Genomic DNA, 25,551 nt, shown 5'->3' with positions numbered 1-25,551 from the left:
AATCGGAAAGGAAATTCCGTAGTTTTCCAATTATGTATAAAAAGGTGGATCTATTCAGATGAAAAAACTAGTATCCGTAGCTTTGTTGCTCTCCATTTTGGCTGTCTCTGCTTGTTCGAACAAGCCAGCTGATACAAAACCAGCTGAGCAAAATGCAGCACAAACCACAGAAGCCGCTAAAACAACTGAAGCTCCAAAAACAGATTCGGCTACACCAGCGCCAGCTGCAACAAACGACAAGCTGGAAGCGAAAAAGGTTCTGAACGACAAAGTGGAAATCTTGATTCCAAAAGGCTTTACTGTCATGTCCGAAGAGATGGCAAAAGCAAAATACCCAACGGAAAATCGTCCTTCCTTGATTTATACCGATGAAAAAGGTTCCATTAACATTGCGTTTAGTCATACAGAAACACCTATTCAGGACAGCCTTCTCAAAGACATGAAGGACCCAATGAAAGAAGCGTTCTCCAACATGTACCAAGATGCGACCTGGTATCGCGATGAAGTCATCCAAATCAACGGGAAAAACGTCGGTGTGTTCGAGATGCTGACTCCTGCTGCTGATACGAAAATTTACAACCTCATTTTCTTTACAGAGCTCGATGGCAAAATGCTGATGACCACTTTCAATTGCACCGAAGCACAAATGGAAGAGTGGAAGCCGCTTGCGCAAGAAATTTTGATGTCTTATAAAGTGCAATAAGGAAACAACGATTCCCCCCTCGTAGAGTAAAAGCACCCTCCCATGGGTGCTTTTTTAGCTTTTTCTTTTTGCTGCATCCAACTCTTTCTTCCGACGAAGCAAAGCCTCCCGGGAAGGATACGGATTGGGAAACTGCAATGCTCGCTCGATGGATTGAAAAGCTTGAGCATGCATCTCTGCTTTTCTTTGCGCGTCACCCAGGTAGTACCAATACCTCGCCGAATCGCTCTCTTCAAGAACACACTCATAGTAGGTAACCATCTTCTGAAAATAATAGGGATAGACATCGTCTGCGATTACCAGATTTCCTGCGTCCCACCTATACACCTCTACTTGAAACGCTTTTCCGCTATCATGTAGCCACAGCGCAAGCTCAGCGTTGCCATCCATTCCATTAACCCCCGGCATGTCTTCCACCTCAACCCTGCTTGCTCGTGTCTCCTGATGGAGCATGTGCATAAATCCATTCGCCGTCCACTGCAAAATATCTATATTCGACCATACCCCGCCTATTTGCCACCCAATCAATAAGCTATTCATTTGAGCATCGACAATAGGAGCAGCCAATAAATCGGAAACCGTATAACCTTGTCCTTTGAAATTGCCGATTGGATGCCAGCGATTCTCATCCTGCTTGGCAATCATGACGTACATTTCTCCTTGATTGCGATAAACACAGGCTATTTCCTGATGATTATCTCCATCGAGATCAGCGATGATAACGGCTGGTTGATCGTGCGGCTTTGGCATGACTACTAGTTCTGCCGTAGGAGGTAACAAGCTCTTTATGATGCTCCAATGCTGCGTTCCGATTCGCTTCATATTGGTCTCACCCATCTTTCCAGTCTCATCAAAATATATGCTACTTTTTTCACCACATGCTCTCAGTATCCACGATTGCACTCGCTCACAAATAAAAATAGACATTTCATTTAATTGTCTATTATAATCAAAACAATAATTACGTATGTTTGTATTTATTTTAAAGGAGGCCTATCATGAACCAGTTTGAAAACAAAGTAGCCGTTATTACTGGAGCCGCCAGCGGTATTGGTCGCGCATTGGCAATGCGCTGTGCTGAGGAGCAGATGAAGGTAGTTCTTGCCGATGTAGAAGTAGCGGCGCTCCAACGAGTCGAGCAGGAGTTAAAGGCAACAGGAGCAACTGTCCTCGCGGTTGTAACGGACGTTAGCAAAGAAAAAGATATCCAGAAGCTTGCACAGAAAACGCTAGACTCGTTCGGTGCTGTCCATCTATTGTTCAACAATGCAGGGGTTGGGGCAGGCTCGACAATCTGGCAAAGCACCCTCGCTGATTGGCAATGGGTCATGAATGTGAACTTGTGGGGAGCCATTCACGCTACACAAATTTTCGTACCCATGATGTTAAAACAAGGGACTGAATGCCACATCGTGAACACCGCCTCTCTCGCTGGCCTTGAGTCCGGACCAGGGAATAGCATTTATCGTGTAAGTAAGCATGCGCTAGTCAGTCTGTCGGAAACCCTCTACCACGAATTGAAAATGATCCAAGCCAAAATCGGTGTTTCCGTTTTATGCCCCGGCTTTGTTCAGACGCAAATATGTGACGCCCATCGCAATCGTCCAGCCGAGTACAGCAAACCAGGAGATATCGTGGAGCCCTCACCAATGACCACCGCCATCGACCAGTTCATTCGTTCAGGTGTCGAGCAAGGAATTTCTCCGAAAGAAGTAGCTGATCACACCTTCCTGGCGATCAAGAGCAATCGCTTTTACATTTTGCCAGATCCCTCGTATAAAGAGACTGTGCGTCAGCGAATGGAAGATATTTTGAACCAGCATAACCCGACATTCGTGATTCCCTCGCATATTTAACTCCCAACGAAAAATGCGATTCAAACCAAAAAGCCACGCTCTCAAAGGAACGTGGCTTTTGTTTTACCTATTACCTATTCTGTTAATTCTCGATCTCGTAAAGAAACCAAAATCAAGAATCCAATCATCACCTCTGTAATGTTAAACGCTACCTGCTGACCATTCCATACTTGTGATTGCCACATGGCGAACCACTCTGCGCCTACAATTGCAAATCCGAAAAACCAGATACAAAAAGCAACCATGTAAGCGATGTATGCGAATGTTTTAGAGTTATTGAACGTTTTTGCATCCTTCTTTACATTCCGCAGCATATTTCCTGTAGCGATCCAACCAAAAACTGAGAACAATCCTTCCGCAATGATGATTCCGATATAAGCTAGGGTGTGAGCAGTAGGATCAGTAATCGCTCGCCACATAAGTGCGTTACCCTCAAACGTGGTATCCATGGACAGAACATGTTGAACAAATTGATAATTGGAATGGTAGTCCATAAGATTCCCTAAGAAAATGGACGTCCCAAATGCTGCGGATAGTGCTACAACTAAAGCCTTTAAATACCGTAACGTCAAATTACTCAATGCTAATCACGCCTCTTTTCCCTCGCTTTGTGTCTTTACTCATTCTCGATTGGATAGACACACCCTTTCTCTTTGCAAGAAAAATCTATCTATTTTCATCACGAGTATTCATCACCACCAGATGGAAACCTAATCATACTCATTCGGAAATGAAACCATCCAATTCATCATTTTTTTACCCATCCATGTTCAACAGTTTGGAACGGTTTTGTCACATGTATTTTTCTTAACAATGTTATGATGAAATGGATTCCCCCCATATAACAAACAATGAATATGTGCAAGGTTGTGATTATCATTTGGAAGCCTGATCGGTCGAGCAGTCAAACACTATACCACCAAATAGCCGATGAGATTGAACGCAGAATTTCATATGGAGAGTTCCCCCCTGGGAGCCTGCTCCCTTCTGAGAGAAAATTGGCTGAGCAATTAGGGGTAAACCGAAGCACTGTTATTTTAGCGTACGAGGAACTTCGGGCATTAGGCATCATCGAGAGCAGAACAGGAAGCGGTACTCGTGTGAGTAAAAATAAATGGGAGGCAACTCCGAAGCATACACCGAACTGGCATCGATATGTAGAAGGTGGTCAATTCCTCCCGAATTTGTCTTATCTGCGGCGGATCAGAGAGGCCTTGCAAAAAGACAGCAGCCTCATCGATTTTGCGAGTGGAGAATTGTCTTCCCAGCTCTCACCAGGCACGGAAATCAGTACCCTAATGAAGGAAAACCCCTTCACCGAATATTTGGGATACGACAATCCACAAGGCTTTACGCCATTGCGTGAAGAGCTGGTCTCGTATTTGTCACGATATCGGAATGTGCAGACAACCGACTCTTCCATTCTCATCACGTCGGGTTCTCAACAATCTCTGTATTTGATCACACAATGTCTGCTTGCACCCGGCGATGCAGTTGCCATCGAAGATCCCTCTTATTGTTACTCGTTGCCTATGTTTCAATCTGCTGGCCTTCGTCTGTTCCGCCTTCCTGTCAGCAATAACGGTATCGATCCAGAAGATATTCGAGCCTTGTATAAAAAACATCGGATCAAGATGATCTTTATCAATCCTACTTTTCAAAACCCGACAGGGGTTTGTCTTGATCCCACTCGGCGCACGCAGCTGTTGGATGTAGCAAGCGAACTCGGTCTTCCGATTGTCGAGGACGATCCTTTCAGTTTGACTTCCTATGACGGCAAGCCTCCACTGCCACTCAAATCATTGGATCAGCTTGGCTCCGTTGTCTACATTGGTTCCTTTTCCAAAATTGCTGCATCCGGTTTACGAGTCGGTTGGATGGTAGCACCTCATTCCGTTGTCGAACGTTTGGCAGATGCCCGCCAACAGATGGATTTTGGCCTGAGCGTGGTGCCACAAAAAATCGCGGCCCAGTTTTTGCATTCCGATAACTTCCTGCCACATTTAGAGCGATTACGTATGCATCTACAGTACAGAAGAGATTTGCTTGTGGAGGCACTGCAAAAAGAGCTGCCCAATGAGCTGTCTTTCACCGTTCCCCAAGGCGGATTACATTTGTGGTGTAAAATTAACCCGGATGTGAACGACAACCAATTATTTGAAGAAGCCCTTCGCAGAGGCGTCGTTTTTGTGCCAGGCAGTGTGTATGGTTCAGACTCCGGCTACATTCGCTTTACCTTTGCACGACCAAAAGAAGAGGAAATTACGCTTGGTGTCACTAAATTTGCGGCTGCTTTGAAGGCTATTTTGACCTAAAAGATGGTGGTCCGCCAACGATTGTGGTCGGGGGAAGCCCTGCCACATGTTTTCCAGTCGCCTGTATCCTCTCTACGTTCGGGCGGTCTCCTTCCAAACATGTGACAGGACTTTCGTACAGTATTTGTTTATTTCAAACTTTAAAACAAATTTGCAGGTTAGAGCATGGAAGCTTCGGTTCACGATTTTACTACTTGCATTGATCTGCAAGTATTGCTAAAGCTGCGTAGGAAGAAGCGCATTTCCAGTAAAGCGCCTCTGGAGCCCATCCCAGCTTCGGAACAAATGGCGGGGAATTTCAGCTTCACTTATGGAATGCTTCCTTGAAACGTCTACGTTTGAAGCGCTCCCGCCATTTATTCTGAAGCGGACAGTCTTGACCCCTTGCGGGGCGTAGGCCGAAGCGTAGACTGGAAATGCGCTTCTTCCCCCCACTACAGCAACTACAAAATAGACCTCCACCGCTTGTATCAAGCACTGGAGGTCTTCTGCATTTTAAAAACGGACTTATTTCATCCACTTCACATTCTCTTTTTTCTCTTCATTCACCAACAACGTAAAAACATCCGGTCGCGAGTAATGTCCAACGACATCAAAATCGAATTGGCTATAAGCGATATCGCGAATGTCCAGATCAGCGTAGAGAATCTCCTCCCGCCCAAAAACAGGCTCGACGATATAGTCACCCAAGGGCCCCACAATCGCACTTCCACCTCTGCTCATCTCGTCTGGCGAAGAGGCAAGATCGTCGTAGCAGGCCAAATCAGTTGGATACATATCTTTTGTTACGTACTGATTGCTCGATAAGACGAAGCATCTGCCTTCCAATGCGATATGGCGGATGGTAGCTTGCCATGCATCCCTCGCATCAGCTGTAGGTGCGATATAGATTTGAACGCCTTTTGCATACATCGCCGCTCGTGCTAACGGCATATAATTCTCCCAACAAATCAGGGCCCCGATCTTACCGTAAGGAGTATCGAATACCGGCAAAGTACTTCCGTCCCCTTCGCCCCAAATCAACCGTTCGGATGCAGTCGGCTTCAGCTTGCGATGCACGCCGAGCAACTCACCATCAGGACCAAAAAATAAGACGGAACAATATAAGGTGCCGCCGCTATTTTCATTGTCTCTTTCGATCACACCAATGACGAGATACACGCCAGCTTTGCGTGCTGCCTCCCCGAGCTTGTCCGTCTCTTCACTCGGGACGACAATCGAATTGTCCCAATAACGAAACCAGTCTTTACGCCCCTCAGGGGAACGACTGCCTACTTTTGTCCCAAAAGTAAGGCCTCTCGGATACGCAGGGATAAAAGCTTCGGGAAAAACAACGATTTTCGCTCCTTTTTCGCCTGCTTCCAATGTCAGTGAAACCGCCTTTTCCGTACTTCCATCACAATCCATTATGACCGAAGCAGCTTGAACAACTGCTACTCGTACGTTATGTTGCTGAATTGACATGTTACATCCCCTCCCAAATAGAGAATCTGTCTTACTTTCCTATTATTCGGCGTACCCGACTGGCTCCCCTACTCCTGCAACGCTTTCATATCCTCGATAATTTGATTGTAAGGCACGTCCGTCATTCCTTCATAACGGTTAACCACTGTTCCCTTTTGATCGACCAAGTATAAAAACGTGTCGTGGATGATTTGATCGGAATTAGGGTCCTTTTCTATTGGAGTCTTAAATGACTTGAGAATAAACGTTTTGATCTCATCAAATCCATAGCCAGTCAATGCATGCCAATTGGAGAAGTCAGCATTGAATTTACCCAGATATGACTTCAATGCCTCTGGCGTATCTCTTTCTGGATCAACCGAGAAGGAAACAAACTCCACATCAACGCCAGCTTCTTTTGCTTTTTTCTGCAATTCAGCCATGTTTGCTGTCATCGTAGGACAAACGGTTCCACAATACGTAAAGACAAAGTTAGCAACCCATACCTTATTTTCCAGGTCTTTCGATGAAAAAGGCTTCCCTTCCTGGTCCGTATAAGCAAATTCATTAACCGGATAGTTGTAATCATATCTTGCTGGACCACACGCAGTTACCAAAACCATCAGGATACTGAGCATGATCAACCAAGCTGTTTTTTTCATTATACCGCTCCTCTCCTATTCCTTTTTCTCAGAGAGCCACTTCGCTAACTGGCCGACTTCTTCGGCGCTGAGTACATTTTCATAACCAGGCATGCCATTTGCGCCGACCGTAATTATTTCAACGAGTTTTTCCTCCGTCATTTTCGAGCCAACTTGCTGCAAGCCTGGACCCACCCTACCGGATAAATCGTTACCGTGGCAGCTCATGCAATTATTTTTGTATAGCTTCATCGCACTTTTATCTGCATCTGCAACTTCTGCTTGTTCTTCTGTTGCACCACTGCCGCATGCAGTTATCAGCAAGAACATAGAACCGATCATTAGATACTTGATAGCTTTCATGGAACTCCCTACCCTTCCTACGGGAATGACTATCCCTTACAAAAAGGGACGGCCTGTCGTATCCACTACCATGCACACAAACACAATCATCAAATAATGAATCGAGATGAAAAAATTCGTCTTCGCCCATTTTTCCGTATTCTCCGACACAATCCCAATAATCGTATGCCCCATCCATACCATTCCGAATAGGAAGGAAACAGCGAAAAAGATAATCCCTACGTAACCCAACACATACATAATCGTTACCGTTGGCAATAGCAAAACCACGTACGGAATCATTTGCAGCTTGGTCCGCTTGATCCCCTTCATTACCGGGAGGAGAGGAAATCCAGCTGCTGTATACTCATCTACACGTCTAATGGCAAGCGACCAGAAATGAGCAGGCTGCCACAAGAAGAGCAAAGCGAACAAAAGCCACGCTCCTGCGTCAATCTCATTCGTATAGGCACAATACCCCATCACAGGCGGCATTGCCCCGGACACTCCACCAATGGACGTGCTCCAAGTGGACGTTCTTTTGAGCCACATCGTGTAAACGACTACGTATACGATCATCCCGAATAATCCGAGCCAACCTACTAGCGCATTGACTTTATAAAATAGCACCAGCTCTCCCACAAGACCGAGAACCAGGGCGTACAGCAGTACGCCCCCAGGTTTCAGTCGTCCAGTAGCAAGTGGCCGGTCTTTCGTACGGGTCATTTTTTGGTCAAGCTGCCAGTCCCAAATGTTATTTAACACGCAGGACGAAGCCATTGTGAGTGTGGTCCCAATCATCAGCCATAACAAAAGCATCCAATCCGGCTCCCACTTACTCGCTACCCAATACCCACCGAATGCCGCTACCAGATTGAGTTGAAGAATTCGGGGCTTGGTGAGCTGTATCCAATCTGCTAGCATCTCCTACCCCCCGACAAAATGTTGGTCATTATAGAGCGACCATGTTGTACATCATGATCCAAATCGAACCGATCACGATGAGGAATACGATAAACAGCCCGAGTAAGAGCGACATCAAGTTGTAGCGTGGTTTATCCTCTTCTTTCAGATGCATGAAGAAGAATAACTGGACAATAAACTGGAACAGAGCCGCTACTAAATAGATGATGAGTCTCTTATCACTATCCAACCAACCGTTCTCTAGGGCTAGAATGGGAATGATGGTGAGTACAAGCGACAAGACGAAACCGATCACATACGATTTCAGGGAACCATGACCGCCGTGTTGTTCTGTCGTGCCATGCACAGATTGCTTGCTCAATTAATTCACCCCCATCACATACACGATGGTGAAGACGAAAATCCAAACAACATCAAGGAAATGCCAGAACAAGCTGATGATGTTTACTTTTCGCTTGGTCACTGGTGTAATACCGCGCTTCGCGATTTGCATAATCAGGATGATCATCCATCCTAATCCGAGAGCCACGTGCAATCCATGCGTTCCTACCAATGTGTAAAAGGCGGTCCAGAAAGCACTCGTGCTAATCGTTGCCCCTTCGCTTACGAGGTGCATGAACTCGTTGATTTCCAGGAACAAGAAGGATGCTCCCAAAAATACGGTAACTCCCAGCCAGTTCATCAATGCAAGACGATTGCCTTTATTCATCGCGAGAATGGCAAGACCGCTCGTAAAGCTACTGGTCAGCAAAATAAACGTACTCGCGTAAATACCATTCATTTGAAACAAATCTTTTGGACCTGGTCCACCATCCGTATTTCCTTGCAGTACGATATACGTCGCAAACAAGGTAGCGAATAAGATAACATCCGTCATGAGGTAGATCCAAAAGGCAAACGTGCGCAACTCCTCTTGGTCTGGATGATGATCATGATGTCCAGCATTCACATTAGCCATTACGTAATCACCCTCCCTGCTTCAGCCTCTGTACGTTTAATCTCTTCCACCGTAACGTAATAGTCCGTGTCGTAGTTAAACGAGTGAACAACCATACACGCAAGTACCCCGATAAACCCTGGTACAGCCATCCATAACCAGTCAAAAATCAAACCGAATCCGACAAAGAACCAGAACATGGACATCACGATTGGAATACCGGAGTTTTTCGGCATATGAATCGGTTCCAGCTCTACTTTCGCCGGCTTTTCCAAGCCTTGCTCGATGCGCAGCTTTCTTTCATGCCAATCATCTTGAGACGTTACCTGTGGCATTACGGCAAAGTTATAGAACGGAGCTGGAGAAGGAATCGACCACTCCAATGTGCGAGCATTCCATGGATCTCCTGTTGTATCTCTCTTCATGTTCTTGAGGCTGTGTGCAATGTCCCAAATTTGGACAAGGAAGGCAGCACCCATGATTACGGCACCGATCGTCGATACCAGGTTCATTTCGAACCAGCCTTTGTCCCAGCCGTACGAATAAAGACGACGCGTCATTCCCATCAAGCCCAGCGCGTATTGCGGCATGAAACACAGATAGAACCCGATGTTCCACAGCCAGAAAGCCCAACGGCCAATACGCTCATTCAGCTTGAAGCCGAAAATCTTCGGCCACCAGTAATACAAGCCCGCGAAGAATCCAAACACGACACCCGCAATAATTACCTGGTGGAAGTGGGCAACGAGGAAGTAGCTATTGTGATACTGGAAGTCAGCAGGTGCCACGGATAGAAGTACACCCGTCATCCCACCGATGACAAAGTTCGGGATAATCCCGACCGTCCACAGCATCGGCGTTTCAAACGTAATTTTTCCTCGGAACATCGTAAACAACCAGTTAAACACTTTCACACCCGTCGGAATCGCAATCAGCATCGTCGTGACCGCGAAGAACGCATTGACGTCCGCACCGGAGCCCATTGTGAAGAAATGGTGCGCCCATACGAGGAACGACAGAACGCTAATGATGATCATGGCAAACACCATGGATTTGTAACCAAACAGCTTTTTCCGAGAGAACGTCGCCACGATCTCGGAGAAAATCCCGAACGCTGGCAGAACGATAATGTAAACTTCCGGGTGACCCCACATCCAAATCAAGTTGATGTACATCATCGGGTTACCGCCGCCATCCAAAGTAAAGAAATGCCCACCCAAATAGCGGTCGATAAACAGCAGTGCCAATGTAACAGTCAAGATTGGGAATGCGAAAACGATTGCGATACAACTCGACAAAACTGACCAGGAAAACATCGGCATTTTCATCAACGTCATACCAGGAGCACGCACTTTCAAAATCGTCACAATAAAGTTAATCCCGGTCATCAAACTACCTATACCCGAGATCTGAATTCCCCAAATGTAGAAATCCTGACCTGGTCCCGGGTTAAAGGCTAACTCCGAATACGGCGGATAAGCCAGCCATCCTGCATCCGGGGAACCCCCAATGACGAAGGACAAGTTAAACAGCATCGCCCCTGAGAAAAACAGCCAGAAGCTGAGCGCATTCAAAAACGGAAAGGCTACGTCACGTGCACCGAGTTGCAGCGGCACGATGACATTGAACAAGCCAAACATGAGGGGCATCGCCATAAACAGAATCATAATGACGCCATGCGTCGTAAAAATCTGGTTGTAGTGATCCCCACTCAAAAACTGCATATCAGGCATAGCGAGCTGAGCCCGCATCAGGAGAGCATCTACCCCTCCTCGAAACAGCATGAGAACGGAAGCGAGAATGTACATGATACCGATCTTCTTGTGATCGACAGTTGTCAGCCATTCGCGCCAGAGCCATCCCCATTTTTTAAAGTAAGTCAGCACCGATACGATTGCGATGATACTAAGCACAATGCTGACGTCCGCACCGTAAATAAGTGGATCGCCTGTTACGAAAAATTCAGAGGCGAATTCTTTCACACTCTCCCACATCGTTGTCTCTCTCCTCCCTCTTTCAATTTCAACCGACTATTCTTTCACCCGCGCTGGCGGTTGCACTCTCGTAGATAAGCCGTGATTGTGTGAAGCAGCATACTTGGTCACAGTCATCTCGTACAATCCTTCAGGGAAAGCGGAGAAATAGCGTACGTCCGATGTTCCTTGTTTGGTCAGCTCTTTGTAGCCATCCAACGTCAGCCCAGGGGAAGTATTTTTCACCTGATTCACCCATTGATCAAAGTCTTCTTGGGAAGTCGCATTCGCTGTAAAGAACATCCTCGCAAATTCTTTTCCGGTAAAGTTCGCACCAGATCCCATGTACTCACCCTGCTCATCTGCTTGCAGGTAGAGAGTCATAGACATGCCGGACATGGCATAAATCTGACCGCCAAGCTGTGGAATCCAGAATGAATTCATCGGGGCGTCAGATGTCACTTCAAAGCGTACTGGCGTATCCTCTGGGAATTGTACGTAGTTCACAGTGGCAATGCCTTGTTCAGGATATTGGAACAGCCACTTCCAATCCAAATTCGTCACTTGAATCGTGATCGGTTTCTTCTCGGATTCCAACGGTTTAGATGGCTCCAAAGAATACGTGTACTGAACTGTCACGATCCCAATTAACGTAATAATGATGATGGGAATGCCCCACCAAATGATTTCCAGTTTCGTACTGTGTTCCCAATTCGGCGTGTACTTCGCCTTTCTTCCTTCTCTGTCACGGTATCGCCATACAATGACAAAAGTAAGAATTAGTACAGGAACAATCACAATTAACGTTAAAAGCGTGGATAAAATCATTAAGTCCTTTTGCTGTTCACCAATGGGTCCTTTCGGATCGAGCACGATATAGTTATCAGCGCAACCGGTCGTCAAGAACAGCAGGATGAACATGAACAAAAATGACATACAGCGTACTGTCTTGGACGTCTTCATGTCCTTGTCCTCATCTCCTATCACCATGCACGGGGTACTATTGAAACAAGTCTTACTCTAAAGCCGGACCAATGGAGTGTCACCAGCCAATAACAAAGTGGATCAACCAGCCATGTTCAATCTTCCGCTACATTTCCGACACTTTTTAGACATAAAAAAACCCTTCTCACGAAAAGAAGGTCCTTATCTAGTCGAATGGAATTGGAAATCGATGGGTACCCTAAGATCACTTCCATCTCATTACTGATTAGGTGAAGCTACGTGATCAAAAAGTTTCGGAGAAAGCTATCCATCCATCAAATCAAACAGAACCAGGAACCACAAGAAACTCCCCTACAGGAGGATCTTCAAGCAAATGTGACCACCGTTCGCAGTCATTTTGGGTTCACGAGTGATCTGGCGGTCCGAACCTTTTCGCTTGGGACAAATCAATCACAACAAGCATCTTTGCTGTTCCTGAAAGGTATGACGAATCAAGACGTAATGGATCGGGATGTCATTAGACCGCTGATGAATACCATTGGCGATCTCCACGAGGACATGGTTGATCATATTATGAATGCTGTTCTGCATGTCTCGATGGCGTGGAAGGAAAGCACGCTTGAAAAAGCACTCGAGCAGCTTGCCCGCGGATATATCGTGCTTTTTATTCATAACCAAGCACAATGCATTATTATCGGAGCCAAATCGCTTGGACAAAGAAGTGTGGAAGAGCCTTCCAAAGAAGCAGTCATTCGTGGGCCACGCGAAGGCTTTATTGAAACGATTGACACAAATCTCTCACTCATTCGCAAAAGATATCACAATCCGAATCTCCAAATTGAAACCTATTGGATCGGTACCCAATCGAATACAAGGGTTTGTATAGCCTACATACGAGGAATTGTGAAGGAAGAATTGGTCGACGAGGTGAGAAAGCGCCTATCTGTCATAAAAATGGATGCCATCTTGGACTCCGGCTATATCGAGCAATGGATCGAGGACGAACCATTTTCTATTTTCCCAACCATCTTTAACAGTGAGAAGCCGGACATCCTGGTAGCCAAGATTTTGGAGGGACGTGTCGCTATTTTAGTGGACGGCAGTCCAGTTGCCCTTATGGTACCAGCCACGTTTCAAGAGTTTTTTCAAAACCCGGAGGATTACTATTCCCGCCCTTTCTATGCCAGCTTTTTGCGCTTGCTTCGCTATGCAGCATTTTTTGTCTCAGCATTTCTCCCATCTATTTATATATCTTTCGAAAATTTCCACAAGGACTTAGTCCCCCCTACGTTGTTGTTCAGCTTTATCAATGCCAGAGAAGGGGTTCCGTTCCCTTTGCCCATCGAGCTGCTTCTTATGGCGATCGTGTATGAATGGCTGCGTGAGGCCGGGGTTCGCATGCCTCGCCCCATCGGACAAGCTGTCAGCATCGTAGGAGCTTTAGTCATTGGTGAGGCAGCCGTTAGTGCAGGATTAGTTGGGGCACCGACGGTTATTGTCATTGCCGCATCGGCCATCACTTCGTTTATTTTCCCTGCCATTTCTGATGTGGTAGTCATTCTGCGATTTGTTTCGATATTTGTCGCCTCGGCACTTGGATTGTACGGCAATTTTCTCGTCCTTTATTTGGTTGCTATTTACTTGTGCGATCTCCGTTCGTTTGGGGTACCTTATCTTGCTCCTTTAGCTCCTTTGAAACTACAAGATTGGAAGGACTTCTTTATTCGCTTTCCTCTTTGGTTCATCAAACAGAGCTCTGGTGCTACCCCTTTCCCACTGAAGAAGCAAAAGGGAGAATGATCATGAAGACGCTAACCGCTGTGATAAGCTTGCTGACTGTCATTTTAGGGGGTTGCTGGAATAACATCGAGCTCACTGAGACAAGATTTGTCACGGCAGTTGGAATCGACTTGAACGAGGAAGGTCGTTATGTCCTTACTGTGAACGTCATGAAGCCCAGCAGCGGAAAAACGGATGGAGGCTCGGCGGAAAAAAGCGCGATTATCCAATCGACAGGCTATACCATGTTTGACGCGGCCCGAAATATGATCGAGTACTCGGGGTACAAGCTTAGCTATCATCAAATGCAATACGTAGCGATTGGCACGGACGCAGCCAAAAAGGATATCATCGGGCCCCTTGATTTATTTTTTCGCGATCAGGAATTATCTGGGCGTCACTGGGTCATTTATGTCGAAGGGAAAGCGGAAGCACTCCTGCATACAAAAGGAAATACGAACGACATCCAGCCGTTGCAAATCAACGAAAAAATGATAGCCAGTCGAGCCAATGGCAAATATCCACCCGTACGTTCTCTCGACCTTATGCGCATGATGGCGAGTAAAGAGAAAGTAGGCTATCTGCCGATCAGTCATCCAATCGAGTCGAAGAAAGAAAGCCGTGAAGCTGGAGCTGTCATAATCAAAGGCGGAAAAGCTATCGCTTCGATCAATGAGACACAGGTGCGCGGATTACTGTGGACAACGGGGAAAATAAAAAGCACGATTGTCATCGTTCCACTAAAGAAACTGGGACAATACGCATCGATCGAGATTATAGGCTCCAAAACAAAAATCCGTCCCATTCTCGAAAATAATCAGTTACATATCCAGGTGACTGTCCATCCACACGGATATATCGGAAGTCTCAATCATCCCATTCCAATGGACACAGAGACGTATAAATGGTTGCAGACAAAAGTCAATCATGTCATTCGAGATGAAATCCATGAGGCTGTAGCAGTAGCAAAGAAAAACAAGGCCGATATTTTTGGATTTCATGAATATGTGCATCGCGCGTATCCACAAGTGTGGAAAACCCGGGAAGAACAATGGCCCGCTCACTTTTCAGAGCTAGACGTAAAAGTGAATGTTCAGAGCAAGCTCCTCTTAAATGGACTTTTGGCAGAGCAACTTGGTGAAAAGTAAGGAGTGGGATGGTTGGACGTCCGCACGATTTCAAGATTTCAGTGGGTCTCAATCCATGCATTAAGTCTCCCCATAATGGGACACGTCTTCCTAATCGAACCACTGATTCATACCGCTGGCAAAGACGGCTGGATATCTGCTTTGATCAGCATTCCTTGTGGCATTCTATTCGTCCTGCTGTTGAGCATACTGCGAAGTAAACTTCAAAACACCTCGTTGCTGACGGGAACAGAAGAAAAAGCCGGTAGAGCACCAGCTGTCATTTTGTGTGTGATCTTACTCGCCTATTTTCTGTATGCTTCTGCTACGACGATGCGTGGTCTGGAGGAGTTCGTCAAAATAACCTTTTTACCAGAGACGCCTCTCTGGGCAATCGGAACGAGCTTCATCCTTCTCATTTGGTTCAGTCTGCAAAGAAACATCGAATCCATCGCTAGAATGGCCGTTATCTTTTTTTTGATGACGATGATAACGGGACCGCTTGTTGGACTGACACTCATGCAAGAAAAAGATTATGCCCGCATTTTGCCGATCCTCGACAATGGGTGGGGACCTGCTCTGGAGGGCTCGCTTTTCTATGTTGCCTTGTGGGGGGAACTGATCTTAGTCCTCCTGCTTCAGACAAAATGGGTCGGAGTGCGTCATGACTTCAATGGCTTCTCCTTTCTTGTGTTATTTAACGTCTTTTTGGGCGCATCGATGCTAATGGGTGCCATTGCTGTATTTGGGCTGCCTCTCTCGGAAAAATTGGACTGGCCGGTACAAAATACAGTCAGACAAATAAAAATGGGTTTTATAAGCCGGGGAGACATTTATGGTTTATATACGATGACAGCAGGCTGTTTCATCCGGGTAGCGGTATTTTTATATGCCATCTGTGAATGTCTTGCCTTTCTCCTTTCCACCACTTACAAAAAGCTGAGCTTGCCCGTCTGTTTGGTTACGCTTTTGCTGTCTTTACTCGTCTTTTCCAATCATCAACAACTCTTGCAGACTAATCACGTCTATTTTAAGTATGGATACGTACTCCTGCTGCTGCCGATTTTTTTGCTGATCCTCTTCCGGATCAAAGGGAGAAAGGCGATAGAGAACCCTTGAGTAAGCAAAAGAAAAAGGCCACCCCAAGGCGGCCTTCCTCCTATGATTCGCTTCGGTTTAACGCAACGGCAATTTGTGCAGCGAGCTTTGCATTATTTTTCACCAGTGCAATGTTCGCCTCTAGGCTTTTTCCGCCTGTTCGTTCTTTTACATTCGCTAACATGAATGGCGTTACTTGCTTGCCAGTGATTCCTTGGCTTTTCGCATCATGCATCGCTTGGAGAATAATCGCTTCGATTTCATCGTAAGGGATTGCATCCGCTTCGAGGATTGGATTGGCAATCACCGCTCCGCCCTTCAAGCCGAGTTTCCATTTAGCATCCAACATCGCAGCTGCCTCTTCTGGCGTATCCATGCTTACAGACACATCGAATCCACTTTGGCGGGAGTAAAAAGCCGGGAACTCGGTTGTTTGATAGCCAACAACGGGCACTCCGAGCGTTTCCAAGTACTCCAGTGTTCTTCCGATATCCAAAATGGATTTGCAACCTGCACATACGACTGCCACATTTGTCTCTGCCAGCTCCGTCAAATCAGCAGACACATCCCACGTCACTTCCCCTTCACGGTGAACACCGCCAATCCCACCTGTTGCAAACATGCGAATGCCTGCCAACTCAGCACCGATCATCGTCCCCGATACGGTTGCCGCTCCTATTTTTTTCGAGGCTAAAATATACGGGATGTCCCGGCGGCTAACCTTGGCCACATTTTTATTTGTCGCGAACTCTTCCAGCTCACTCGCACTCAAACCAATCTTAATTTGCCCGTCCATAAAACCAATCGTTGCCGGAACAGCACCATGATTGCGAATGATTTGCTCTACGTCATTCGCCATTTCTACATTTTGCGGATAAGGCATTCCATGGGAGATAATCGTCGTTTCTAGTGCAACAATCGGTAATTGATGATCAAGTGCATGTCTGACCTCTTCCGAAAAGCTGAGATATTGTTTCATAGAATTCTCCTCCAATGCCTGGTTGTTTGGTTATTCCTTGATGACACGTATGGTTTGTAGCGTGGGGTCTTCAAAGCCTTGTACAGGTAAACCTGCATCCATGTTTTTCTTCGTATAGATGAGGTTCTCTTCCGAAATGATCTCACCCGGGATAAAAATCGGAATACCTGGTGGATATACCATAACAAACTCCGCGATGATTCTTCCCACGGATTGTTCGACGGGAATCATCTCCGTCGGTGCGTAAAATGCATCGCGCGGGGTGACAGCCAGTACCGGTATTTTGGGAAGCTGCATTTTCGGGCGGCTTTTTCTGTTTCCTTGATCCCCGGCCCCAGCAGCCAGCTCCTCCAAGGCATAGACAAGGATTTGCAAATCTTCTTTCGTATCACTTGGTGTGATAATACAAACGATGTTGTACAGGTCAGATAGCTCTACTTCAATGTTATAGCGATCACGAAGCCATTTTTCAGCTTCATACCCCGTAATGCCGAGGTCTTTTACCGAGATGACCAGCTTGGTCGGATCATGAGCAAACGCTCCATTTGTCCCGATAATTTCTCTTCCGATGCAGTACAAATAATTAATTTTATTGATTTGTGCTCGTGCTTCGTTTGCCAGCTGAATCGTTTGATCCAATAGCGCTTTCCCGGATGTCACCAACCGCTTTCTCGCCACATCGAGCGAAGCGAGCAGTAAATAGGAGGTCGAAGTCGTAGTGAGCATGCTATAGATAGCTTGTACACGCTGAATCGAAACAAGATTTCCCTGAATGTTCAACAACGAACTCTGCGTCAGAGAGCCTCCTAATTTATGCATACTGCTTGCTGCCATATCTGCACCAGCTTGCATCGCTGATAGTGGAAGCTTGGGATGGAAGTGAACATGTGAGCCATGTGCTTCATCTACGAGTACGGGCACTCCTCTGGCATGCGCAATTTGAACGATACTCTTCAAGTCACCAGCAATTCCGAAATAGGTTGGATTGATGACTAGAACTGCCTTTGCATCAGGATGCTGTTCCAATGCTTTTTCCACAGCTTGCGGTGTGATTCCATGCGAGATCCCGAAGACAGGGTCTATTTCTGGATGTAAAAAGATAGGAGTCGCACCGGATAAAACAATTCCGCTCATGATTGATTTGTGTACATTCCGTGGCACGATGATCTTATCACCGGGATTACATACCGCCATAATCATGGTCATAATGACTCCGCTCGTGCCTTGAACAGAAAATATGGTGTGATCAGCGCCAAAGGCTTCAGCAGCCAATTCCTGCGCTTGCTTGATAATTCCTTTTGGTTGATGCAAATCGTCTAATGGTTCAATGTTAATCAAATCGATGGAAAGTGCATTTTTTCCCATGAACCATCGAAATTCAGGATCCATCCCTTTCCCTTTCTTATGACCTGGTATATGGAATTGGATTGGATTCTTCTGGGCATGCTTTCTCAGCCCGTTAAAGAGCGGCGTTTGCCCTTGAATCAACATTTTTCCCACCTCACTATCCTTCCGTGTTGTTTGAATGAGTGATGTTTCTGGGCTGATTATAAAATAAGCGGCTCCTTCCTTCATGATCCAATCTTGACTTTTATGAACCATCCAATTTGTGTCCATCCTCGTAATTGGTCTGTTTCATCTTTCACGAATTGGCTGGTTACACTGTTGGATATTTCACTTACAGTGTTGCTACCATGAAGTTTTGGAGGCCATATAGATGAAACAACTGCCCACGACACAATCGCGAAAAGCACTAGAAAAGATACAATCCTATCAACCTGGAATGCCGATTTGGGAGATTAAAAAAATGTACGGACTCTCTTCTATCATTAAATTAGCCTCAAATGAAAATCCACTCGGCCCATCCCCTAAAATCATCCGCGCCATTCTCGGTGCGCTCCCAGAGCTGCATCGTTACCCGGATGCCCATACAACGACGCTGAAAGAGCACTTGGCTGATCATCTTGAGTTAAGTCCGGAGCATTTAATCGTCACAAATGGCGGTGACGAACTGATCAAGCTCATGTCCGAAACCTATTTGGAGCACGAGGACGAAATCGTCGTGCCTTCGCCGACCTTTAGTGAATATGAATTCGGCGCACATCTCATGGGCGCTGTCATCAAAACGGTTCCACTTGAGGCCGATTATGCCTTCAATGTTTCCGCTATTTTGGCAGCCATTACGGCTCGAACAAAGCTAATCTACCTTTGTTCCCCTAACAACCCGACAGGCACCTATTTGTCTCGTCAGGACTTGACGGCATTGCTAGACCAATTGCCAGATGGGGTGCTTGTGGTACTCGACGCTGCTTACAGTCACTATGCGACGACTGACGATTACACATCGGGTATTGAATTTGTCCGCCAAGGATATCCTGTTCTCGTCTTGCAAACCTTCTCGAAAATTTACGCGCTTGCCGGTATTCGCGTCGGATTTGGTGTCGCTCACCCATCCGTGATCCAAAAAATCCTGAAAGTAAAAGAGCCGTTTAACGTCAATTCTTTGGCACAAACAGCCGCAATTACCGCCCTTGGGGACGTGGAGCATTTTGAAAAATCCCTTACGGAAAACACCAAAGGCCGCAAGCAGCTGTATGATGCATTCGATGAAATGAATATCCCCTATACCGTGAGTATGTCTAATTTTATCTTGGTAAAATGGGGGCCAAATGCGGGTAGGATTTATCAAGAGCTGCTGGAAAGAGGAATCATTTTGCGTTACGGAGACACTTGGGGGTTACCGGAGCATATTCGAATCAGTGTAGGTACGCTGGAAGAAAATCAAATTCTCATACAAAACCTCCGTGAGCTATTGCTTATCGTAGGAAAATAAACAAAAAACACCGGATAGAAAATGTCCGGTGTTTTTGCTTTTGCAAAGTGTTTATGAAGCTGGATTATTCTTGTGTTTACCCGTCACCAATACTATACTGAATGAAAATTCCCCAGTCATTTCCATCCGAAGGGATGACTGAAATTTCATAACTTCACGAAAGCTTTCTTCCATAGAAAGGTGGATCAGATGTCACTCAAACCTGAAGATTTACAAAGCTACATCGACTCCCCAGATAAACAGCAAAGATTATACAAACGAACGCTCTGGATTGTAGTCATCTCACAAATTTTCGGCGGTGCAGGACTTGCGGCAGGTGTCACCGTAGGTGCTCTCCTCGCTCAGGATATGCTCGGTTCGGAAAGTCTCGCGGGCATCCCTGCCGCATTGCTCACGCTTGGTTCTGCTGTCGCTGCATTGCTGGTGGGTCGACTCTCTCAACGCTTTGGACGCCGTTTCGGTCTCGCTAGCGGATTCTTAGCTGGAGGTATCGGCGCAATTGGAGTGGTTATCGCAGCCGTCGCAAACAGTATTGTCCTTCTGTTTGCTTCCTTAATTCTGTATGGGGCTGGCACCGCTACTAACTTGCAAGCCCGCTATGCAGGCACAGACTTGGCAAAGCCTAAACAGCGAGCGACTGCCGTAAGTATCGCAATGGTCTCCACTACATTCGGGGCCGTCGCAGGACCAAACCTGGTGGAAGTCATGGGACGATTCGCTACATCCATCGGTGTCCCCGCACTGGCTGGTCCTTTCATCTTAGGTGCCGCAGCCTTTATCCTCGCTGGTCTCGTATTTTGGGTATTGCTTCGCCCGGACCCGTTCATCGTTTCGAAAGCAATCGCCGAAGCACAACAGATGAATCAGAGCTCCCCGTCCTGTCTGAATGAGAATCAGCTTGCAAGCAACAACCGGGGAATCATCGTGGGAGCCACCGTCATGATTTTGACGCAGATCGTCATGGTCGCCATTATGACGATGACACCTGTACATATGAAGCACCACGGACATGGTCTCTCTGAAGTAGGGATCGTCATCGGTTTTCATATCGGTGCGATGTACCTCCCCTCGCTCTTGACGGGGGTACTCGTTGACAAGATCGGTCGCTCCACAATGGCTTATGCTTCCGGTGTCATACTGCTTACAGCCAGCATGACTGCTGCTTTTGCGCCAGCCGATTCGATGCCGCTACTCATCACGGCTCTTGTGCTGCTCGGACTGGGCTGGAATTTTGGATTAATTAGTGGCACAGCACTCATTGTGGATGCAACGCAGCCCGCCACTCGTGCGAAAACGCAGGGAACGGTCGATGTCTTGATTGCCTTGGCTGGTGCATCCGGTGGAGCTCTGTCTGGTATGGTCGTCGCCAATGCCAGCTACGCAACACTTTCACTTGCCGGAGGCGCTATATCACTGTTACTGGTTCCTGTCCTGGTATGGTCACACAGAAAAAGCAAGCACAGTGTAGAGATCTCCCAAAACTAAAGCCACCTTCATCAGGTGGCTTTTCCTCTATCCCAAGTACCCCTAAACAAAAAATAACACTGCTCACAGGCAGTGTCATTTTCCTCCAACCACTTTATTATCATGTCGCTCATTCGGACTATGTTCATCTACAATCTGTTTTAAGCTAGCGAAGCCAGGAGTAAATTTGCTGTTGGGAATCTTCTTCTTGGAAGAGAGATTTTTCGAGTAAACAGCAGTTTCGTTGCCTCTTTTCGCGAAGAACTCAGCTAATTTCATCGTATCCCACTCCTAACTAGCTCTCTTTAAGGTTTTGACCTTATTCACAAACTTGGTAACAAATCCTAATAATAACATATACGTAGTCAACCGCTCGAACTCCTGCATATTTTCGGGAGTAAATGTGTCATTCTTGTAAACAGCGACCGCGAATCCAAGCCTGAATTTTCCGAAGTTTTTTACAATTGCAAATTGTTCAATGTCCGTGTTTTGAATACGTCCCTTTACTTGTTTATCGGCAATTCGGCAATCCTCTTGAAGCATCGAAGACAGTAATAGAGTACGTACTGTGTCAAAATCTTTCAACTCGGTTAAGTAAAACACTTCAAACTGCTTGTCATTATTCGTAGGTACGATCCAATAACAGCATAGCTCGTCCGGTTTCAATCCATAAATCGTCTTTACTTCCATTTCAAATGCCTTCATGAACGTGATCGCATTCGCATTAATAATAGCTGTTGATTGACCGCTGCCATCCAAACTGTAAATCGCATTGGCCAATTCTTTCTCACAATATTTCACTTCCATCTGGAACTCGATCTCGTTCCCTCTAAGCTTATCGCAGATGAACAAAACGATGAATACCATTCCTGCCAAAATGGCGGAATACAAGATAGACAGGCCTAGAACAGAGCCTAATGAAGCTAGCTTGTTTTCCTCATGTGGCGGTGCTAGGATAAACAGCCATTCTATCGGTTGAAACATCCACTTATGTATGACTGCTATCAAATCTGGCAGCAAACCTTTTAACAATTCAAATACGAGCCATGAGACCAGAACGAACAAGATGCCAAGAACAGAAAAAACAATTTTTACATTGCTCTGCATGAGATTCTTTAGCACCTCTAACCTCTCCTTCTGGTAAAGTTTTACATTATTTTAACATTTTATTTAGATTCTACAAATAGGAAAAAACTACCTACATTTAGGTAGTTTTTTAGGCGTTTCTATCGTAATCGTACTTACTTTTTGATTACCTATGTACTGTATCGTCTGCTGTACAATCTTGCTGTTCTCTTCAATTCTCTTCAGTGGTTTAAATGAACTCAACAATTGCACGTTCCCCCTATCGGTATACTGGGTGTAATTCGTAACGTAATGCTCCCTTATTGGTCTGCCCATTTTTCACCGCTATCAAACACGAAATGCTCATCATGACCTTCCAACCATCTTGCTAATACCCCATACCTTATGCCGTTCTGATTTTGTTTAGACCCTCTTCTGGGTGCTGCTTTTCCACTGTTAGTGACGGTTTTGTTACAGACAATGTTGCTCCCATTGGCACAATTGACTTCCTCAATCCTTGCCATAATAAAGGATAATCCGAACGAAAAGGAGTTAGTCAGAATGAATTCAGTGATAGCGAAGAATGAAACCATTCTTTCCTATATCATTGCCATAGCGCTTATCTTGCTCATGGTAGCCGCTTCCGTCATACTCGATGATCCCGAAGTGATTCTACCAGAAATAGCAGCGATGGCAATTGGCATATGGGTATACCGAGAACCAGGATGGATCAGACAGCCCTCTAGAATTTTTGTGGCTCCGTCGATTACGGCTGCAATCGGATTTGCGATAAATCAAGTAGATTTTCCATACCTTGGAAAAGTCAGTATCACACTCGTACTCATGATGCTCTTTTTACGAATCATCCAATCGAATTTTGGACCATCCCTTGCCACTGGCTTATTACCTCTGGTCACGAATGCCGTTGAATGGTCTTTTATGATCTCCGTCGTCATTTTTTCCTTTCTCATCATGCTCGGCGTTCTCGCCTTCAAATGGAATGACGGACTGGAGAAGAAAGTGAAGATACCGTATCAGTATATGCTCGTGTTCTTGATTTTGATATTCGTGTGGATCGGTTTATGTTGGATAGCTGGTTACCCACAACTGGCCGTTATTCCGCCCATTCTCGTCGTTGTCTATGAATCGCTTCACAAGCCGATGTTCAATGGCAAGATGGCCTTTAAGCTGGGCCTGGTTTTAACCATATCGGCTACAGTTGGAACGCTGCTATCCTTCGCGATTGATTCGTGGGTGTTAGTCACTTTGCTTGATATGATTTTGATGCTTATTTTGTTACGTATCCTAGGTATGCATGTCCCGGCAGCATACGCTTTTCCACTGCTTCCTTTTGTCTTCCCTGATGAAATTGTAGTCATGCTGCCCGTCAGTGCGCTCGTTGCTTCCATATTCTTGTTTGGCTCCGTGCTTTTGTACAAGAACTGGGAGAGAAAAAGAAGTCAGCTTCATGCCCCGAGGAATTAGCCCATAACAATAGAGCCACCCGTCTTGGGGTGGCTCTTATCCTTACTTCGCCTTTGGGGTTACCTTTTCCACTTTGTTTTCGCCCATCTTCACTTTGAATAGTTCTTTTTTATCACGATCGGAAGCTTGATAGTCGTAAAAAAAGATGAAATCTCCCCCGATGTTTATTGCTTGACTGGAAATGCTACCTAATGGATACAGCGGGGTTGTCTTGCCGTCCGTCATATTCATTCTGCCTACCGTATGTGCGTCCTTTATTTCAGAGATGTAGTATAGATGCTTCCCAGCGACAATGATCGGATTTTCTGCTGGAGGCAACCCTTTCTTGACGAGAGCGGTTTTCCCATCCTTTAGTCCGATTTTATAAACATCGACGACGCCTTTATCGTTTACCCATTTTGTGTAGTAAATGAAATCACCAGACAGACCGATAAGGGTCAGCTCTTTGTCTTTGCTTACTACCTTTTTCTGCGTTCCATTCCGCTTCATTTTGTATAGTTGACCACTCTTATTGGTGTAAAAAATCCAATCCTGATAGAAATAAACTTCCTCAAACTCATCAAGCAGCTTCTTTTGATTTTTGCCGTTCATGTCCATCCTGTACAAACGACCGGAATCATCCGCGTAATAAATGATATCTCCCACTACATACAATTTCTGTACGTTATTGGGGTCCCCTTCCGTAAGACTACTGCTCTTGATAACTGTTTTCGAACTGCCATCTGTCTTAATTTTCATGAGCTCCATCACATCTTCATACGTACCATTGATATCGTAAGCGGGCATCTCAATCTGATAGATTTCTTTAAAAGGCTTATTGCGCGTATAGTAAATCCAGTCACCTACCACATTCAGATTATCGGCCCAATCACTGCTCAACTTTTGAAGGGAGCTTCCATCCTTTTTGATTTTGTATAAGCCATCGTTGTTATAAAAAATCCACTCTCCTTGAACGGCGACAAAGCTTCGGTGTGAATTGATATTGACAGGATCGCTGCCAAAAACGTTTATCACTGATTTTTTGGTTGGCGCAGTCGCCATTGTTTGTTGAGTGCCAAAACCAAAGACCACAATCAGACACACTGCCATCGCAATGGTGATTATCCATTTTCCTTTATGTTGCACCATGCATGCCTCCCGTTCATAGCCTAATATAACCACAGCGGAGATATCCCCCATTCCGATACAATCCGACAACACTGATTTATATATACCAAAACAAACCCACTTTTTCTAGATATATAAGTAATTTTTGGAAAATTATATATCAAACATATATGAACACTGGGACGAGTTTTATTTATGATTTCCAGGAGGGAGAACCGTGTCACAAGCAAATTTGCCGAATATTACTCCAACCATAACACTCACACGTGATGACGCGATTAATATGCTATTGTCCTCTATTGCTATAGAAGAGCTGGCGTTAGGACATGTCATTAACGCGGAAGGGGAAAAGCTTCCATCTATTCTTCGTACGATTCCAGGGGTTACTGGTCTAGCAGGTGGACCTACTGGGGAAACCGGAGCTACTGGGGCAACCGGAGCCACTGGGACTACCGGAGCTACTGGGACAATTGGAGCCACTGGCGCTACAGGGGCCACTGGCGCTACAGGGGCCACTGGCGCTACAGGGGCCACT

Annotated in this window: 25 protein-coding genes and 1 pseudogene; 11 read left to right on the top strand and 15 right to left on the bottom strand. The window is 45.8% G+C overall.

What is annotated here, in order from left to right; translation table 11 throughout:
* Positions 1–58: 58 nt before the first annotated feature.
* Positions 59–703, top strand: coding sequence for a hypothetical protein (locus tag POF51_RS25035; RefSeq protein WP_069851681.1), 645 nt, complete (start codon positions 59–61; stop codon positions 701–703).
* A 54-nt stretch (positions 704–757) separates the two neighbouring features.
* On the opposite strand, the gene POF51_RS25030 is transcribed toward POF51_RS25035, so the two are convergent.
* Positions 758–1,540, bottom strand: coding sequence for a hypothetical protein (locus POF51_RS25030; protein ID WP_069851679.1), 783 nt, complete (start codon positions 1,538–1,540; stop codon positions 758–760).
* A gap of 161 nt (positions 1,541–1,701) precedes the next feature.
* Here POF51_RS25030 and POF51_RS25025 point away from each other — a divergent pair, with 161 nt between their 5' ends.
* Positions 1,702–2,559 (top strand): SDR family NAD(P)-dependent oxidoreductase, encoded by an 858-nt coding sequence (locus tag POF51_RS25025; RefSeq protein WP_069851677.1) that lies wholly within the window; start codon positions 1,702–1,704, stop codon positions 2,557–2,559.
* A gap of 74 nt (positions 2,560–2,633) precedes the next feature.
* On the opposite strand, the gene POF51_RS25020 is transcribed toward POF51_RS25025, so the two are convergent.
* The gene (locus tag POF51_RS25020) at positions 2,634–3,140 is read right to left on the bottom strand and encodes a DUF2165 family protein (RefSeq protein ID WP_069851674.1); all 507 of its coding nucleotides are present in this window, start codon (positions 3,138–3,140) and stop codon (positions 2,634–2,636) included.
* Positions 3,141–3,410: 270 nt separating this feature from the next.
* On the opposite strand from POF51_RS25020, the gene pdxR reads away from it, so the two are divergent.
* Together pdxR and POF51_RS25010 are read left to right on the top strand one after the other, a co-directional pair.
* The gene (gene pdxR, locus POF51_RS25015) at positions 3,411–4,874 is read left to right on the top strand and encodes a MocR-like pyridoxine biosynthesis transcription factor PdxR (RefSeq protein ID WP_069851672.1); all 1,464 of its coding nucleotides are present in this window, start codon (positions 3,411–3,413) and stop codon (positions 4,872–4,874) included.
* A gap of 165 nt (positions 4,875–5,039) precedes the next feature.
* Complete coding sequence (locus tag POF51_RS25010; protein ID WP_271756275.1) at positions 5,040–5,201, top strand: hypothetical protein; 162 nt, start codon at positions 5,040–5,042, stop codon at positions 5,199–5,201.
* A 180-nt stretch (positions 5,202–5,381) separates the two neighbouring features.
* Here the strand turns inward: POF51_RS25010 and POF51_RS25005 are convergent, their stop codons facing one another.
* The 8 genes from POF51_RS25005 to cyoA all read right to left on the bottom strand — a co-directional run bounded on the left by POF51_RS25005 (position 5,382) and on the right by cyoA (position 12,097).
* A complete protein-coding gene (locus tag POF51_RS25005; protein ID WP_069851669.1) occupies positions 5,382–6,338 on the bottom strand; it encodes a carbon-nitrogen hydrolase family protein in 957 nt (318 codons plus the stop codon).
* Positions 6,339–6,406: 68 nt separating this feature from the next.
* Positions 6,407–6,979: an SCO family protein gene (locus POF51_RS25000; RefSeq protein WP_069851667.1), complete on the bottom strand. Its 573-nt coding sequence runs from the start codon at positions 6,977–6,979 to the stop codon at positions 6,407–6,409.
* 15 nt (positions 6,980–6,994) lie between these two features.
* Positions 6,995–7,321: a c-type cytochrome gene (locus tag POF51_RS24995; RefSeq protein WP_069851665.1), complete on the bottom strand. Its 327-nt coding sequence runs from the start codon at positions 7,319–7,321 to the stop codon at positions 6,995–6,997.
* A gap of 36 nt (positions 7,322–7,357) precedes the next feature.
* Positions 7,358–8,224: a heme o synthase gene (gene cyoE / locus POF51_RS24990; RefSeq protein ID WP_069851662.1), complete on the bottom strand. Its 867-nt coding sequence runs from the start codon at positions 8,222–8,224 to the stop codon at positions 7,358–7,360.
* Positions 8,225–8,252: 28 nt separating this feature from the next.
* Complete coding sequence (cyoD, locus tag POF51_RS24985; protein WP_007723955.1) at positions 8,253–8,585, bottom strand: cytochrome o ubiquinol oxidase subunit IV; 333 nt, start codon at positions 8,583–8,585, stop codon at positions 8,253–8,255.
* Positions 8,586–9,182, bottom strand: coding sequence for a cytochrome o ubiquinol oxidase subunit III (gene cyoC / locus POF51_RS24980; RefSeq protein ID WP_069851660.1), 597 nt, complete (start codon positions 9,180–9,182; stop codon positions 8,586–8,588).
* On the bottom strand, positions 9,182–11,155 hold the full coding sequence (locus POF51_RS24975) for a cbb3-type cytochrome c oxidase subunit I (RefSeq protein WP_069851658.1): 1,974 nt from the start codon (positions 11,153–11,155) through the stop codon (positions 9,182–9,184). The genes cyoC and POF51_RS24975 overlap by 1 nt, the downstream gene beginning before the upstream one ends.
* A 36-nt stretch (positions 11,156–11,191) precedes the next feature.
* Positions 11,192–12,097, bottom strand: coding sequence for a ubiquinol oxidase subunit II (cyoA, locus tag POF51_RS24970; protein WP_069851655.1), 906 nt, complete (start codon positions 12,095–12,097; stop codon positions 11,192–11,194).
* A 261-nt stretch (positions 12,098–12,358) separates the two neighbouring features.
* Between cyoA and POF51_RS24965 the strand changes: the two genes are divergently transcribed.
* From POF51_RS24965 to POF51_RS24955, 3 genes are read left to right on the top strand one after another with little or no spacing between them, the layout of a single operon-like run.
* On the top strand, positions 12,359–13,879 hold the full coding sequence (locus tag POF51_RS24965) for a spore germination protein (RefSeq protein WP_069851653.1): 1,521 nt from the start codon (positions 12,359–12,361) through the stop codon (positions 13,877–13,879).
* Positions 13,880–13,881: 2 nt separating this feature from the next.
* Positions 13,882–15,006, top strand: coding sequence for a Ger(x)C family spore germination protein (locus POF51_RS24960; RefSeq protein ID WP_069851651.1), 1,125 nt, complete (start codon positions 13,882–13,884; stop codon positions 15,004–15,006).
* Positions 15,007–15,018: 12 nt separating this feature from the next.
* Entirely contained in the window at positions 15,019–16,104 is a 1,086-nt protein-coding gene (locus tag POF51_RS24955; protein WP_069851649.1) for a GerAB/ArcD/ProY family transporter, read from the top strand.
* 40 nt (positions 16,105–16,144) lie between these two features.
* Here the strand turns inward: POF51_RS24955 and POF51_RS24950 are convergent, their stop codons facing one another.
* The gene (locus POF51_RS24950) at positions 16,145–17,062 is read right to left on the bottom strand and encodes a pseudouridine-5'-phosphate glycosidase (RefSeq protein ID WP_069851647.1); all 918 of its coding nucleotides are present in this window, start codon (positions 17,060–17,062) and stop codon (positions 16,145–16,147) included.
* Positions 17,063–17,092: 30 nt separating this feature from the next.
* Positions 17,093–18,550 carry an aminotransferase class I/II-fold pyridoxal phosphate-dependent enzyme gene (locus POF51_RS24945; RefSeq protein ID WP_069851884.1) on the bottom strand — a complete coding sequence of 486 codons (1,458 nt, stop codon included), beginning with the start codon at positions 18,548–18,550 and terminating at the stop codon, positions 17,093–17,095.
* 229 nt (positions 18,551–18,779) lie between these two features.
* Here POF51_RS24945 and hisC point away from each other — a divergent pair, with 229 nt between their 5' ends.
* Complete coding sequence (gene hisC / locus POF51_RS24940) at positions 18,780–19,895, top strand: histidinol-phosphate transaminase (RefSeq protein ID WP_069851644.1); 1,116 nt, start codon at positions 18,780–18,782, stop codon at positions 19,893–19,895.
* Positions 19,896–20,084: 189 nt separating this feature from the next.
* The gene (locus POF51_RS24935) at positions 20,085–21,380 is read left to right on the top strand and encodes an MFS transporter (protein ID WP_069851642.1); all 1,296 of its coding nucleotides are present in this window, start codon (positions 20,085–20,087) and stop codon (positions 21,378–21,380) included.
* A 75-nt stretch (positions 21,381–21,455) separates the two neighbouring features.
* Here the strand turns inward: POF51_RS24935 and POF51_RS24930 are convergent, their stop codons facing one another.
* Together POF51_RS24930 and POF51_RS24925 are read right to left on the bottom strand one after the other, a co-directional pair.
* Positions 21,456–21,638 carry a hypothetical protein gene (locus tag POF51_RS24930; protein ID WP_007723975.1) on the bottom strand — a complete coding sequence of 61 codons (183 nt, stop codon included), beginning with the start codon at positions 21,636–21,638 and terminating at the stop codon, positions 21,456–21,458.
* A 12-nt stretch (positions 21,639–21,650) separates the two neighbouring features.
* Positions 21,651–22,481 (bottom strand): hypothetical protein, encoded by an 831-nt coding sequence (locus POF51_RS24925; RefSeq protein ID WP_017251723.1) that lies wholly within the window; start codon positions 22,479–22,481, stop codon positions 21,651–21,653.
* Between the two features lie 504 nt (positions 22,482–22,985).
* Between POF51_RS24925 and POF51_RS24920 the strand changes: the two genes are divergently transcribed.
* Positions 22,986–23,909 (top strand): hypothetical protein, encoded by a 924-nt coding sequence (locus POF51_RS24920; protein ID WP_069851640.1) that lies wholly within the window; start codon positions 22,986–22,988, stop codon positions 23,907–23,909.
* A gap of 42 nt (positions 23,910–23,951) precedes the next feature.
* Here POF51_RS24920 and POF51_RS24915 read toward each other — a convergent pair whose 3' ends face one another.
* Positions 23,952–25,037: a DUF5050 domain-containing protein gene (locus tag POF51_RS24915; protein ID WP_069851638.1), complete on the bottom strand. Its 1,086-nt coding sequence runs from the start codon at positions 25,035–25,037 to the stop codon at positions 23,952–23,954.
* 196 nt (positions 25,038–25,233) lie between these two features.
* Here POF51_RS24915 and POF51_RS24910 point away from each other — a divergent pair.
* Positions 25,234–25,551 (top strand): annotated as a pseudogene (locus tag POF51_RS24910) (collagen-like protein); the annotation flags it as partial.

The sequence above is a fragment of the Brevibacillus sp. AG genome (genome assembly GCF_028369215.1).
Classification (GTDB): domain Bacteria; phylum Bacillota; class Bacilli; order Brevibacillales; family Brevibacillaceae; genus Brevibacillus; species Brevibacillus porteri.
The sequence above is the reverse complement of the archived record's forward strand: the minus strand, read 5'-3'. Positions and strand labels throughout refer to the sequence as shown.